At 43.8% G+C, this 14879-nt stretch carries 14 protein-coding genes; 10 read left to right on the top strand and 4 right to left on the bottom strand.

Annotation, left to right across the window (positions count from 1 at the left end):
* Together K8S13_RS09690 and pyrE are read left to right on the top strand one after the other, a co-directional pair.
* Window positions 1-561: dihydroorotate dehydrogenase electron transfer subunit (locus K8S13_RS09690; RefSeq protein WP_291462244.1), on the top strand; the 561-nt coding region annotated here is incomplete at its 5' end.
* A gap of 59 nt (window positions 562-620) precedes the next feature.
* Window positions 621-1289, top strand: a complete 669-nt coding sequence (pyrE, locus tag K8S13_RS09685; RefSeq protein ID WP_291462243.1) for an orotate phosphoribosyltransferase — start codon at window positions 621-623, stop codon at window positions 1287-1289.
* A 32-nt stretch (window positions 1290-1321) separates the two neighbouring features.
* Here the strand turns inward: pyrE and glyA are convergent, their stop codons facing one another.
* Together glyA and K8S13_RS09675 are read right to left on the bottom strand one after the other, a co-directional pair.
* The gene (glyA, locus tag K8S13_RS09680) at window positions 1322-2560 is read right to left on the bottom strand and encodes a serine hydroxymethyltransferase (RefSeq protein WP_291462242.1); all 1239 of its coding nucleotides are present in this window, start codon (window positions 2558-2560) and stop codon (window positions 1322-1324) included.
* Window positions 2561-2642: 82 nt separating this feature from the next.
* Window positions 2643-3554 carry a LysR family transcriptional regulator gene (locus K8S13_RS09675; RefSeq protein ID WP_291462241.1) on the bottom strand — a complete coding sequence of 304 codons (912 nt, stop codon included), beginning with the start codon at window positions 3552-3554 and terminating at the stop codon, window positions 2643-2645.
* A 181-nt stretch (window positions 3555-3735) separates the two neighbouring features.
* On the opposite strand from K8S13_RS09675, the gene K8S13_RS09670 reads away from it, so the two are divergent.
* The 8 genes from K8S13_RS09670 (at window position 3736) to K8S13_RS09635 (ending at window position 12518) form a co-directional block, all read left to right on the top strand.
* A complete protein-coding gene (locus K8S13_RS09670) occupies window positions 3736-4533 on the top strand; it encodes a transporter substrate-binding domain-containing protein (RefSeq protein ID WP_291462240.1) in 798 nt (265 codons plus the stop codon).
* Between the two features lie 135 nt (window positions 4534-4668).
* Window positions 4669-5382 carry an ABC transporter permease subunit gene (locus K8S13_RS09665; protein WP_291462239.1) on the top strand — a complete coding sequence of 238 codons (714 nt, stop codon included), beginning with the start codon at window positions 4669-4671 and terminating at the stop codon, window positions 5380-5382.
* A gap of 4 nt (window positions 5383-5386) precedes the next feature.
* Window positions 5387-6067: an ABC transporter permease subunit gene (locus K8S13_RS09660; RefSeq protein ID WP_291462238.1), complete on the top strand. Its 681-nt coding sequence runs from the start codon at window positions 5387-5389 to the stop codon at window positions 6065-6067.
* A gap of 36 nt (window positions 6068-6103) precedes the next feature.
* On the top strand, window positions 6104-6862 hold the full coding sequence (locus tag K8S13_RS09655) for an amino acid ABC transporter ATP-binding protein (protein WP_291462237.1): 759 nt from the start codon (window positions 6104-6106) through the stop codon (window positions 6860-6862).
* A 133-nt stretch (window positions 6863-6995) separates the two neighbouring features.
* Complete coding sequence (locus K8S13_RS09650) at window positions 6996-8099, top strand: mandelate racemase/muconate lactonizing enzyme family protein (RefSeq protein ID WP_291462236.1); 1104 nt, start codon at window positions 6996-6998, stop codon at window positions 8097-8099.
* A 62-nt stretch (window positions 8100-8161) separates the two neighbouring features.
* Window positions 8162-9334 (top strand): M20 aminoacylase family protein, encoded by a 1173-nt coding sequence (locus tag K8S13_RS09645; RefSeq protein ID WP_291462235.1) that lies wholly within the window; start codon window positions 8162-8164, stop codon window positions 9332-9334.
* A 126-nt stretch (window positions 9335-9460) separates the two neighbouring features.
* Window positions 9461-11332, top strand: coding sequence for an SLC13 family permease (locus K8S13_RS09640; protein WP_291462234.1), 1872 nt, complete (start codon window positions 9461-9463; stop codon window positions 11330-11332).
* A 28-nt stretch (window positions 11333-11360) separates the two neighbouring features.
* A complete protein-coding gene (locus K8S13_RS09635) occupies window positions 11361-12518 on the top strand; it encodes a M20 family metallopeptidase (RefSeq protein WP_291462233.1) in 1158 nt (385 codons plus the stop codon).
* A 33-nt stretch (window positions 12519-12551) separates the two neighbouring features.
* Here K8S13_RS09635 and K8S13_RS09630 read toward each other — a convergent pair whose 3' ends face one another.
* Both K8S13_RS09630 and K8S13_RS09625 read right to left on the bottom strand, forming a co-directional pair.
* Window positions 12552-13139, bottom strand: a complete 588-nt coding sequence (locus K8S13_RS09630) for a hypothetical protein (protein WP_291462232.1) — start codon at window positions 13137-13139, stop codon at window positions 12552-12554.
* Between the two features lie 83 nt (window positions 13140-13222).
* The gene (locus tag K8S13_RS09625; RefSeq protein WP_291462231.1) at window positions 13223-14812 is read right to left on the bottom strand and encodes a multiheme c-type cytochrome; all 1590 of its coding nucleotides are present in this window, start codon (window positions 14810-14812) and stop codon (window positions 13223-13225) included.
* Window positions 14813-14879 lie beyond the last annotated feature (67 nt).

Raw genomic sequence — 14879 nt, 5'->3', positions numbered from 1 at the left:
CTGATTGGAATCCGGGGGCCTTTTGGAAGCGGGTTTGATATTAAATCCGACAGTGCTGTTGCAGTTATCGCCGGCGGTTGCGGCATGGCACCTCTGGCCACACTGGTGGAAAAACTTGATAGAAATACAACCTTTATCCACGGGGCAAGATCCAAAGAATATATCCTCTTTCCGGGCCGGTTTGACATAGAAAGACTATTTTGTACGGATGACGGGAGTTTCGGCCGCAAAGGATTTGTAACCGAACTCCTGGAAACTGAAATTGCTGCAGGCAAACACTTTGACATGGTCTATACCTGCGGTCCTGAAATTATGATGTACACTGTTTTCAAAACTTGTGAGGCCCACCATATCCCCTGCCAGGTTTCTCTGGAACGATACATGAGATGCGGGTTCGGGGTTTGCGGTGCCTGTGTCTGCGGCAAACAGGTAGTCTGCAGGGACGGGCCGGTCTTTGATTCTTCCGCACTTCGTGATATGAAAGACTTTAATACAAAAGCCCTGTTAAAATCCGGCAAAGATGTTGATCTTTCCCAGTATTTTTCCTGGCGTTGCAAATAAAAATTATTTTACGTGTGACCTTCAGGTTACGTGTGACCTTCAGGTTAAAGGATTTTTAAATGACATATAAAGAAGAATTCATTGAATTTTTAATTAAATGCAATGCCTTAAAATTTGGCGAATTTGAATTAAAAAGCGGCAGGATTGCCCCTTACTTTATCAATACCGGCATGTTTGACACCGGCCTTAAAATCAAGAAACTTGGCACCTTTTATGCCAAAGCCATACAGGAACATTTCTCCGGCGACTTCGACGGAATATATGGCCCTGCCTACAAAGGGATCCCCTTATGTATTTGTGCAGCCATGGCGCTTTCTGACATGGGCATGGATAAAGGATATGTGTTCAATCGGAAAGAAGCCAAAACCTATGCTGACAAGAGCCTTGTGGTGGGCATGCCTCTAACATCCGAAACCCGGCTGATTTTAGTGGATGATGTTATTACTTCCGGCAAAGCCATCAGGGAATCCCTTGAAATTCTTAAGTCCTGTAACCATCCAAAGGTCAGCGGTATTATCATCAGTGTAAACCGCCAGGAGAAAGGCAAAACCGATAAGAATGCATTAAAGGAAGTTGAAGAGACCCTTTGCATTCCCATTCAGTCCATTGTCACCATCACAGATATAAAAAAATTCCTGCACAATAAAGAAATAAATGGAAAAATAATTCTTGATGATCCCATGCTTGCAAAAATTAATGCCTATCTTAAAGAATATGGCGCAGGCTGAAAATTTGCAGGGTCTTGTTGAAAAAATACTATTCAGGATCTGTTGACAGGAAATGCCCGGCACAGCTTTAATACCGAGTCTTTGACATCCTTTATTACCGCCTTTTCTGTCGGGTTCGTCATTGCCATATCCATCAGCTCAATAATTTTGTGCATCTGGGGTTCTCCCATTCCTCTGGCTGAGACTGCGCCACTTCCCAGCCTGATTCCACTGACCTTACCGGGGTTGTCCGCATCTTGCGGTACCACATTCCGATTCAGGATAATTCCTGCCGACTCTAAACACTCCTCTGCAGATTTACCTGAAATACCCTTGGATGTCAGATCAATTAACACCTGGTGATTATCCGTCCCACCGCTGATAACATGATACCCTTTTTCCATCAAGGCTCCGGCCATAATTTTGGCGTTTTGAATGGTTTTTTTCTGGATAGAAACAAATTTTTCTTCCATGGCAAGCTTGAAAATCAAAGCCTTTGCAGCGATAAGGTTCACGGCACTGGTTCCTTGACATCCCGGGAACACGGCTTTATCTACTTTTTTTCCAAAAATTTCTTTACACAGGATTACCCCGCCTCTGCCCCCCATCATGGTTTTGTAGCAGGTGAATGTGACAAAATCACAATGGGGTACCGGGCTCGGGATTACTTTTGCTGCCACAAGACCGGCCAGATGGGCCATATCTACTAGAAAAAAAGCAGATACTTCTCTTGCGATTTGAGACATTTTTTCATAATCAATCAGCCTTGGATATGAGCTGGCACCGGCAACAATCATTTTGGGTTTCACAAAATAAGCCATTTCCCGAACCTGATCATAATCAATCATTTCAGTTCCCAAATTTACCTTATAATGACTGAAATCAAAACATTTACTGGTAATGGAGGCCTGATGCCCATGGGAAAGGTGACCACCATGGGGCAGGCTCATGGCAAGGACCCGGTCTCCCTTTTTCAGCACGCTGAAATAGACTGCCAAATTTGCGGATGTGCCGCTGTGGGGCTGGACATTGATATATTCAGCCCCAAAAAGTGATTTACCCCTGTTAATAGCCAGATTTTCGACCTTGTCCACATGGATACAGCCGGAATAAAACCGTTTACCCGGATATCCTTCAATGGTTTTTGTATTAAACACTGACCCCATGACCTCCAGAATTGATTGAGGGGAATGATTCTCAGCAGCAATTAGGTTTAATGTGGTTTCAAGCCGATTTTCTTCATTGGTGACAAGTTTGGTCAGATCCGGGTCATCCTTGGATAAATATAACATATGGTAATCCTGTTCATGCATAAGCATTAAAAATAGCTATGATATTTACCCATTACAATATCATGAATTCTTTTTTCAAACACTATAAATTTGTCTCAAATAACTGGGCAAGAAAAATACGTTCCGCAGGGCTAAAATTAATTGCGGGATTGTAAATCAAATAGATATCATCGTTTGGAACTTCATCATAAGGCGGCAACCTCCACAGACTTCCAGATTGTACGTAAGGAGCAGCCAGGTGGAGTGGCAGAAAGCCGATACCCAATCCAATCTCTATCATTCGACGTAACTCAGATACATTGCAGGACCGACCTCGTACAAATTGACCAATCGAGGCTTTTGCACGCAGAGCCGTCACATCACTCATGTGCTTACCGCCTAATATATCTGCGATGAAACCGACAAAAGGTTCTTCTCGCAAATCATCGAGTGTTAGATTGCTCTTACCGAACAGAGAATGCGGTTTGCCACAGAATAAACCAAACTCTTCCTTCAACAACCATCGCTTGGTTAGTATATCCGGAATAATACCACTACATAAACCAAGAGTGATCTGCCCGAGTTCCAATTCTCGAACAATTTCAACAACAGTCTTAACTGAAATCGAAAGCTCGACCTTTGGATGATTCTTGAAAAAATTTGACAACGTAGTGTCAAAATCACTAGAAATAACCTGACTGAGTGTAGAGATGGAAATTTTACCCGAAACCGATTGAGGCGCTTTATTAAAGGTAACAGGTAGTCGTGAAATGGCAGCATAAAGTCTACACGCTTCAGGGTACAAGGCTTCGCCTGCAGGTGTCATTGCCAACTTCCCCGACCCACGATCAATGAGTCGGATTCCAACAGTTTCTTCCAGGCGTTTTAAAGCAAGACTGACAGCGGGTTGTGTCACAAGCAAGCGTTCTGCAGCAGTAACTATTCCTTCCTCTTGAACTATGACCATAAAGGTATAGAGAAGATTCCAATCAAGATTGCGAGCAAATTTATCCATAGTTTCTCCAAAATAACTAATCTCACAGCTTTGGGTGATCGGGTATTTTACAGTATAAATATTATTTATACTGTAAATTTATAATATTAATTTGCTTTATCTCTAATGTCAATTTATAGAATGAATAATTATCCGTTTTTCTAAGTTAAGGATGAATTTTAAAAAATGACAGGAGGAAACTATGATTAAGAAAATTATTGGCGTATTTATCTTAGCAGCTGTAATATCCACAGGTGCTCTGGCAGAGGATGGTGTTGTCCGAATGGGAACAGAGGGTTACTATCCACCGTTCAACTATTTCGACAGTGCGAGTACTGTAAAGGGTTTTGACATCGACATCGGGAATGCACTTTGTGAGCATATGAAGGTTAAGTGTGAATGGGTGACAACGGATTGGGACGGAATCATCCCTGCACTCAATTCAAACAAGTTTGACACCATTATCGCATCAATGGCCATTACCCAAAAGCGCAGCAAAGTTGTCAGCTTCTCAAAGCCATACTATTTTAATGCAGTCAAATTCGTTGCACGTAAGGATCTCAAGCTTAAAGACGCAATGCCCAAAGATTTAAAAGGCATGACGATTGGCACTCAGTCTGGTACGCAGGAGGTCAAGATACTTGCTGACTTTTATACAGATTCTAAAGTGAAACGGTATCCAAAACTGGATGATGCGCTTCTCGACCTTGAAACCGGAAGGGTTGATGCCGTTCTTGCCAGCCAATTCGTACTGGGTGATTGGTTGAAAAAAGGGAAGAGTAACTGCTGTGAATTCGTTGGAAAAACCTTTATAAATGATGAAAGTCAGGGAACCGGCATTGCGGTTCGTAAAAGCGATACCGAGTTGCTTGACAAACTCAATAAAGCCATCGATGAAATTGTCGCCGATGGTACATACACCAAGATTCGGGAGCAATACTTCTCCTTCGATATAATGACACCACCGATAAAAACCTCAGTATTATTCGGTGGTAAATAATGTGAAGTGGTATGGCTGGTCTAAACTAAACTGACCAGCCACAACCAAAAATGAAAGTTCTGCGCTTCTGTATGGATAGTACTGATCCTTGACCGAAACTTTCAGATGAACAATTCCAATAGGGAGCTGTGCAATATGTTTGAACTTCTATCGTTATTGTCTTTTGGTGACAAGGGATGGGGTGATGAGTTGCTTAAAGGCCTCGGAGTCACGCTGGCACTGGCGTTTGCCACCCTTCCCTTTGCACTGCTGTTCTCGTTTTTGGTTGCCTGGGCAAAGGAAACGCCAAATAAGTTCTTTCGCACGACCGCTCTGACCTACACTACAGTATTTCGCAGCTTACCGGAAATTCTGACGCTCATCATTATCTACTACCAATTACAGGCTGTTTTTAATTCCTTCACATCAGCCTTTCTGCCAGGATTTTCCGTTAGTATCAGTCCATTTGTGGCCGGAATGATTGCCCTGACCCTTGTTTTCAGTGCATTGGGAAGTGAAGTGGTTCGAGCAGCATATAATGCTGTCGGCAAAGGTCAAATGGAAGCCGCTTATTCGGTCAGTCTGCCACGAAGAAAAGCCTTTTTCTATATTATTCTTCCGCAGATGTGGCAACACATGTTGCCGGCTTTTGGCAACCTGTGGCTTATTCTTTTAAAAGACACCTCTTTGGTTTCAATAATAGCACTGAGTGACATAATGCGTTACACAAATATGGCGATCGCTACAACCAAAGAACCTTTCTTTTTTTATTCAGTGCTGGCAATGGTCTACGTTGTGCTTGCCTTACTTTCCGGTAAGGGTCAGATGCTGATGGAAAGACGGTTAAATAAAAATATTGTTGTGGGATGATAACATGGTAGGTCATTTGATAGAAAATTGGGATATCTGGGGTGCAGGTTTTTTCAACACTCTTTCTCTAACAGTCCTTAGCTTTGCAGTCGGCTTTTTCATTGCCATTCCTGTTGGTCTGGCCCGGAGCCAAACCGGAACATGGATGTTTAAGATTACCTATGGTTATGTATATATCATCCGAGGCACCCCACTACTCGTTCAAATATTCTTACTCTATTATGGAGTAGGCCAATTCTATAAGGAGCTACAGCAAATTGGTCTCTGGTGGTTTTTCCGGGAGGCATATTACTGTGGTCTGTTGGCTCTTATTCTCAATACAATAGCCTATCAGGCTGAAATAGTCCGTGGGGCACTGGAGGCAATTCCCAAAAGTCTTGAAGAAGCCGGTGCCTCAGTAAGTCTATCAAGACTTCAGATTTATCGGTTTATTCATATTCCTATTGCCACTGCAAGAATGTTGCCGGCACTAGGAAATGAATTTGTGCTTTTGCTCAAGGCTTCAGCCCTTGTCAGCGTCATTGCAGTGACCGATATAATGGGGCAGGCTCGATATCTCTTCAGTGAGACGCTCGATCTCTCTGTTTACTACATAGCTGCGGCCAATTATCTCATCATTGTCCTCATTGCTGAGGCAATTTTAAGAAAACTGGAGAAACGGAACGTATGGCTTACGACACACTAAAGGTGATGAGCATGAAAAATAAATTGGAGAAGCTTGATGGAATATTCTGACCAAAAGATTCCAAAAGAGATCGTTATTTCTATCTGTGCTTTGGACAAATGGTACGGCGATTTGCATGTATTAAAAGACATTGATCTGGATGTTGAAAAGGGTGAGCGTATTGTGATTGCGGGACCATCGGGCTCTGGAAAATCAACACTGATCCGCTGTATAAATGCTTTGGAAAAATACCAGAGGGGATCAATTATTGTTAATGGTGTCGAGTTGACTGATGACCGTAAGATTATTGAAAAAATCCGCCGTGGTGTTGGAATGGTTTTTCAAAGTTTTAACCTGTTTCCCCATTTAACAATTCTTGAGAATTGTACCCTGGGTCCGATTCAGGGTCTGAATCTGCCCAAAGATAAAGCAATTGAAGCCGCACTGCATTTTCTTGAAAAGGTTAATATTCCGGAACAGGCAAGTAAATATCCAGGCCAATTGTCCGGCGGTCAACAGCAACGTGTGGCAATAGCGCGATCGTTATGCATGAAACCGGATGTCATGCTCTTTGATGAACCAACCTCTTCTCTTGACCCGGAAATGGTCAAAGAGGTTCTGGATATTATGGTCGGTTTAGCAGGAGAGGGAATGACGATGATTTGTGTGACACATGAAATGGGATTTGCAAAAGAGGTGGCAGATCGGGTTGTTTTTATGGATCAGGGTCAAATTGTAGAACAAAATAATCCGGTCGAGTTTTTTACAAACCCTCAAAATATAAGGACAAAAGCCTTCCTTAAACAGATTCTATAACCGGCATGCCTGGAAAAGACTTTAAAGCCACGAGTGAACAATAAAAATAAAGGAAACTCTGAATATACAACAAGGCTATACCTGACCTATGTTCCGGCAGCAGATGAGATAAAATACTTACATTGGAGCTTACATGAAAATTACAGATATTTTTCTTGCAAAAAAATTCATCGACTTTAAACACAGTTATGGCATTTCCAGCGCTACCTTTACAGGTGAAGCCTTCCTCATCCTAAAGCTTTTGGGTGAAGATGGTACATTTGGTCTCGCTGACGGTGTTACTGCAATTCCCTTTGGCTATGAAGATGTAGACACAATGATCCATATCATCCGAAAATATCTATCCAAGGCCATTATCGGTAAGGATTCATTGGATATTGAAGCCATCGAAACCAGCATGGAAATAGCTACTCCCGGTCATCCAATAGCAAAAGCAGCAATTGACATTGCACTCTATGACCTCAATGCCAAAACACTTGGTCTCCCTGTTTATCAACTGCTTGGCGGAAAATTTCGTGATGAAGTTCGACTTGGAGGCTTTGTTGGCATCAGTGATACGGAACGTATGGTTCGTGAGGCGCATGACTTGGTACAACAGGGGTGCAAAGATATCAAAATAAAAATAGGAAAAGACCCGCAAGCCGATTTGCAGCGAGTGCAGGAAATTCGTCACATCATTGGTCCTGATCCTCAACTTTTTGTTGACGGAAACCAGGGGTGCAACTTGACCGAATATCTGCCTGTTTTCCAAAAAATGGAAAAATACGACCTTGCTTTTATTGAGCAACCTCTTCCGACCTGGGACATTGGCGGTTATCAAAAATTATGCGCCAAATTGGATACGCCCATCCTGATTGACGAAGGTGTTTACACACCCAACGACTTAATGACGCTTATAAAGTATCAAGCAGTAGGTGCAGTTAATATCAAAATCCTGAAAACAGGGCTGACCGGAGGCAAGAAAATCTCCGCAATCGCAGAATCGGCTGGGTTGCTTTGTCATTTAGGCAGCATGTTCGAGACAGGGATTGGTACGGCTGCCAGCATACATTTTGCCATTTCTACCAGATGCATTTCACATGCCAGTGAATGCCTCTTTCCAACGCTTTTAGCCGAAGATGTTATAGAAAATGACATCTATTCAATAATGCCGAAAAGTTGGACGTGGGAATTGCCGCAAAACAACGGATTAGGTATCTCACTGAAGCCTGATATTGATAAACTGTTAGAACGATAGAATACAATCCCGACACGGGACGTATAGGTTCCCTTGGAAAAATATTGACTGGAGGATCTATTATGGATGGTTTAGAAAAGATGAAGAACGACCTACCTGAAATGAAGGCCATACGCAAAAGGCTCCACCAGTATCCCGAACTCGGCCTGGAGGAAACGCGTACGTCTGAATTTATAGCGGATCATCTCAATGCTCTGGGATACCAAGTGCATCGCGGGATGGCCAAAACCGGTGTTGTCGGCACGCTGCGAAACGGCAGGACAAACCGTGCCATCGGAATTCGTGCTGATATGGATGGGTTGCCGGTCACTGAGCAGACAGGCCTGCCATATGCCTCCAGGAATCCAGGTAGAATGCACGCCTGCGGCCACGACGGGCACATGGCCATGCTGCTTGGAGCAGCGGCATCCATTGCGAAAAGGCGCAAGTTTGACGGTTCTGTCAATTTAATATTTCAACCGGCCGAGGAAAACTTCGGCGGAGCAAAAATGATGATTGAAGAGGGGCTGTTCAAACTATTCCCATGTGATGCCGTTTTTGCACTGCACAATTCACCCGAGTTACCACTGGGTCAGTTCGCCCTTCGCAACGGACCGATCATGGCTGCTATCGACGAGGCACGGATTACAGTTCACGGCCGTGGCGGCCACGGCGCCATTCCAGAAAACACTGCAGACCCGATCGTCGCCGGAGCAGGTATTGTCATGGCGCTGCAAACCATTGTATCGCGTAATATTCAACCGTTTGAGCCTGCGGTGATCACGGTGGGCTCCTTTCACGGCGGTTCGGCCAGTAACATTATTCCCAGTGAAGTTGAACTGGTTGTCGGCATCCGTTCCTTTGATCCGAAAACCCGCGATTACCTCCAGAAACGGATTGTGGAAATCTCGAAATGCCAATCCGAAAGCTATGGTATGACCGCCTCAGTGGACTATCAGCGCAGTTATGATGCAACCATCAATCACACGACTGAAACTGATTTCGTGCGCAAGGTGGCAGTGCAATTTGCCGGTGCAAAAAATGTTGTAGACCTTGATCAGCCCATTATGGGCAGTGAAGATTTTACCTATATGCTCCAGGCCTGTCCGGGATGTTTGTTTTTCATTGGAACACAATCAACTCCGGATGTCAGGCCCCTGCATCACCCGGGCTATGATTTTAACGACGACATCCTGTCCACGGGCGCTGGTTTCTGGATACGGCTCACTGAGGCCTATCTTTCACCGGCCAGGTAATTCAGCTTGAAATATTTTTAAATCTACATGCAATCACTCTGTTTGCTACAGCAAGATTCTTGACTATTATTGTAATCTTGCATACATATATAATAAACAGGCTTGAAAATTAACTAAAAGGAAAAAATGATACCATCCATTGAAATGACCTCGGATATGATGATTGTATTCGGGTTTTTGATTTTTGTAACCATATTATTTGTTTTTGAAATTGTAAGAGTTGATATGGTTGGACTTCTAATGATGGTACTTCTGCCCTTATCCGGTGTGATAACAGGCTCCCAGGCCATCAGTGGCTTAAGTTCCAATGCTGTTGTCTCTATCATTGCCGTTATCATTATTGGGGAAGGCCTTGATAAAACAGGTGTCATGAATATTTTTGCCCGGCATATCATAAAATATGCCGGAAAAAGTGAAGTCCGAATCATGTCCCTGATAGCCGGGACCGTGGCGTTTATCTCCAGTTTTATGCAGAATATTGGTGCAGCGGCCCTGTTTTTGCCGGCAACCAACAGGATCTGCCGGCAATTGAATGTGCCCATTTCAAGGATACTGATTCCCATGGGATTTTGTGCTGTTATTGGCGGATGTATTACCCTTGTGGGTTCAAGCCCGTTAATACTGTTAAATGATCTGATGGCATCCTGGTGGTCAAACAACCAGGCCATCCTGGGAGACAAGCCTTTTGAACCCTTTGGTCTTTTCAGCGTAACCCCTATCGGTATTGCCCTTGTTATATCTGCGATTCTATATTTCATTCTTTTTAGAAAATTCATATTACCAAAGGTAAAATCAACTGCAGACCCTACCTGTCTTTTGAACCATGATCTTGAATGCACTTATGGTGAAGAAATCCACAATGCCTATGAACTGAATGTTCCCTTAAGTTTTGAAACAAAACGGCTGGATGAATTAAAACTCCGGCCTTTATACCATTCAACTGTTATTTGTATTTGTAAACAGGGAAAACGAGACGGTAGAATCAGAGTGACCGTTCCTGCCCGGGCAGATATTATTGAACCCGGAGATATTGTCGGTGTCATCAGTAATGCTAAACATATAAAAAATCTTGCTCAAAATATGGGATGGGAACTTTGTCCTGAACTCAATACATTAAATGAAGTATTATCCCCTGACAACGCCGGAATCACAGAGGCCATTGTACGGCCCCGGTCTGTACTGGTCGGAAAAACACTGCACCAGGCTTATTTCAGAAAAATATTCCAGGTCAACCCTTTGGCCTTATTCAGAAGGGATAAAGTTTTTTTGGAAGATATCTCTGAAACAAAAATTCAACCCGGGGATGCGTTCCTCCTTTTTGGCCAATGGGAAAAATTTCATTTATTACAGCGGAAAAAAGACTTTGCCTTTACCGAGCATATCCAAGGCGAAATCATGCACCCGGAAAAAGCAGGGTTCGCTATTAGCTGCCTGGTTCTGGCCCTTGTTCTGGCGCTGGGGTTAAAAGTCCAATTGTCCATAGCATTACTGGCAGGTGCTGTCAGTATGATTCTCACCAGGGTTCTAACCATTGACGAGGCATATCAGGGTGTTGACTGGATGACGGTTTTTTTATTGGCGGGCTTGATACCCCTGGGTCTGGCCTTTGAAAAAACAGGTGCGGCACTCTATTTGTCCACATCCATTGCCAATCTCCTGCAGGGGGCACTTACGCCTCTTATTCTGTTTTTACTCATTGGTTTTTTAACATCCTTTTTTACCCTGGTGACCTCTAATGTTGGTGCCACTGTCCTCATGATTCCTTTGGCCATGAACATGGCCGTTCAATGCAATGCCGATCCAAGAATGGCAGCATTGCTGGTTGCCATAGCCGCATCAAACACATTTATGCTTCCGACGCATCAGGTTAATGCGCTGATCATGAGGCCGGGCGGCTATAAGGTAATTGATTATGTCAGGGCCGGTACCGGAATGACTTTTTTATTCATTGCCGTGGTCATGACCATTCTGTATTTTTTCTATGGTATCTCCGCCTAAACCCCCTTTAATAAAGACTGAATTAAATATGAAACACTATATTGGAACCCGCCACCAACAATTCTTAACTGACTTTCAAACCATTGTTAATATTGACAGCAGCAGTGACAATAAAGACGGAATTAAAAAAATCGCCCGGTTTTTTGAAAAAAGATTCAGCAATATTGGGCTTGATACCAAAATTTTATTTTTAGGTAAGGACAAGGTTCCATGCCTCTATGCAGAACACAGGCCGGAAAAAAAGCCCCCAAAAAAAAAATTTGATGTCATGTTTCTGGGGCACATGGATACGGTATTCCCCACTGGGGAAGTTGAAAAACGCCCTTTTTCAATCAAAGGAAACAAGGCCTTCGGCCCGGGTGTCTGCGATATGAAAGGCGGTTTGCTTGTGGTGCTGCATGTTCTTGAAACCCTTAAGCATGAAGGCATTCTTGATTCACTCTCCGTCTGTGTTGCCTTTAACGGTGATGAGGAAACCGGCTCTAATGCCTCTAAGGACTGGATCATGTCAACGGCTGAAAAAAGCCTGCGAACCTTTGTCTTTGAACCCTGCCGGCCGGGATATAGGTTTGTTCTTCAACGAAAAGGCGGGGGCTGGTTTCATGTGATTGTAAAAGGCCAGGAGGCCCATGCCGGGGCTGATCCGGAAAAAGGAATCAATGCTGTAGTCGAACTTGCCCACCAAATTGTTGAGATAAACAAACTAAATCAAAATGATATGGAAACGTCTGCCCAGGTAACGGTTATCACAGGCGGAGATAAAGTCAATATCATCCCCAATAGGGCTGAAGCCTCTGTGGATGTACGAATTTTAAAACTTGAAGAAAAAGAACGAGTTGAAACCTTCTTTAAAACCATACAGGACCGTTCCTGCTTAAAAGGCTCAAAAATCATAGTTCAGGGCCGTATCAACAGACCGCCCATGGAACCGGGAGATGGGACCCGCAAGCTTTGGGAACTGATTCGATCAACAGGGCAAGAAATCGGCTTGCTCATGGAAGCGATTTCAACAGGCGGATGTTCCGATGGCAATTACACCTCTGCGACCGGTACCCCCACCATAGACGGGATGGGTATTGTGGGGGCCAATGCCCACAGGGCGGATGAATATGCCGAACTTGACAGTATTGATAATATGGTGCTTCTTGTGTCCCAGGTCTGTAAAGCCATTGGCGAAAAAAACTAATTAAGACGACAAAACCGTATCAATTATATCTGGTTACGTATCTTTGAAAAGTTTTAGAATCGGATCTGAACTGATGATATAATAGACCTGGCCTGTGGCGGGTTCAGACTCTTTTGCCTTTTCCATAATATTGATGTCACTGACAAATTTCACTGTTGCAAGGATATCCAGCTTTTTCCTGTCCTGTCTCGCTGCATCAAATTCCATGGATGTTATAATTCCTTTTTTTGTATAGGCCCAGTAGACCACTTTATCGTGGGCGAGAACCGTTGGATCATCAAAATTCATATACAGATCACCGATGAGCTCCTGAATTTCTTTCTGCGTTGCATCTTCAAATTGTTCATAGATAATAAGAACCCGATTACTGGTTTTCTGTGCCACAATATTCAGATTTTTATCCTTGAACTTAAATGTATCCGAAAAATTTGCATCAATTGGATTGGATGCAGCAGTCTTCATCTGCTCCTGATTCAAGGCCGCCCCTAAAACATATCCCTGCCGTTCTATTTTTAACTTTTCAACCTGGCCAAACAGGCTGTTCAGTTCATTGGCCTGGGCCAGGCTTGAAAGCAGGAACAGCACCGTCACACAAATTCTACCCATCACTTTTTTCTGCATTTTTTCCCATTTCTTTTACTATAGGGCCAAAAAAATCCCGGCAGGACAGCACATCATGCCACCCTGCCGGAAATAAACCCTTGTTACTGATTATATCTTAATCTGTTTTCTTCTTCAATTAACTTCATGGTTTCCGCACTGCCGCCGGTTGCTTTCCATATATGCTCAGGTTGGGCCAGAAGTTCCGTTATGTATTTACGGTATTTTTCACCCTTACCGGCATGGTCGGCCAGTTCCTGAACTTCCGGCAGAAATTCATGGTAAAAATTCCTGGAAATTTCATACAGGCCGTGCCAATGGGTGTAATCCGGGGCCTGCATGGCAGCCGCCATCCTGGCCCTTCGACCTTCATGATGCCAGATTTCAAACCATGTATAACCGATTTTATGCTGGAAGCCTGAATTTTCCCAGATTCCATCCTTTTTCAGCATTTTAACCAGTTTTCCACCTGGTTTACCAAACTTATCATTATACAGCTTCACCACATCATCCAGCTGCTCATAAAAATTTCTGACATGGTTGACACCATGACAGGATTTGCAGACTCCCTGCATAGTGGCACGCCTCTCCTGCCAGGAGACAACACTCTTGATGCTCTTTTCAGCAATCACTTTCTTGAGTCTGTCACCTTCCCGAATATAGGTTTTTGTTTTGGCTGTCTGACCGGGGCGGGGAGCAATATCGCCAGTAATATCTGCTACTGTCCCATCTGTAAATGTCGCCCGGTTCAATTTCGCAGAAACAGGGGCTCTCAAATTCCATGAAAGCCTGTCACCCACATTATGAGTATTTTTGGCAACTGCACCATTGAGCTTGACAAATGAGCCCATGTGGCAGGTGGAACAGACCGGTGCGGTATGGTAATCATCCCCCAATACCCAGGAACCGTCTTTCATGATATTCATGCCATTAGGGGAATTGCCCTTATCCGCAGCATAATAGGCAATACCATGTTTGGACTCTTCATAGATCTCTTTTTGTGGATGATCCGGTCCTAAATGACATTTGCCGCAGTTTTCAGGTTGCCTTGCTCTGGATGCGGAAAAAGAATGCTTGGTATGACAGGCATTGCAGACACCCTTGGTACCATCCGGATTAATTCGGCCAATACCGGAGTTTGGATAGGTATTGTGATCCATCTGGGGTGCATCGGTTTTGGACCGCATGGATTTTCCATCCTTATCGCGCTTCAGCGACACAATAGATCCATGGCACTGCCAGCAGCCGCTGGCCATATTCGCTTTGTTGCTTGGCATACCACCGATTACCTCTGCCAGCATATTATCAAGGGATGCCATAATTTCACCGGCAGTGGCATGATGCGATACAGCCATTCCCTTTGCCTCGGGCTCATGGCACTTTGCACAGTCATTGGGGGTAAGGACAGCCTTGATAAAAGCACCTTCATGTTCATAACCCATTTCATCACCCTTATTTGCCGCATGACAGGTATAGCACCCTACCTGGCCTTCTTTGGCAGCTGCGTGGGCTGATCTTTCCCACTGGCGAACCAGGGACTTGTTTTCCTTTAAATGACAGGTGATGCATTTTTTGTTTATTTCGATATTTTTCATATTTTTTACATCAAAAGACGCTTCAGTCAATGCAAAAGCAGCCCCTGCTGTAAAAACAGATACAATCATAAAAATTAGTAATGACCTTAAAACAGTCATATTAAATCCCTCCCAAAATTTAAATTAAAATGCAAAAACTATAAACGTTTTGCACCGCCTCACCACT

The sequence above is a fragment of the Desulfobacula sp. genome (genome assembly GCF_021107415.1).
This window is presented reverse-complemented; position numbering and strand designations above follow the sequence as displayed.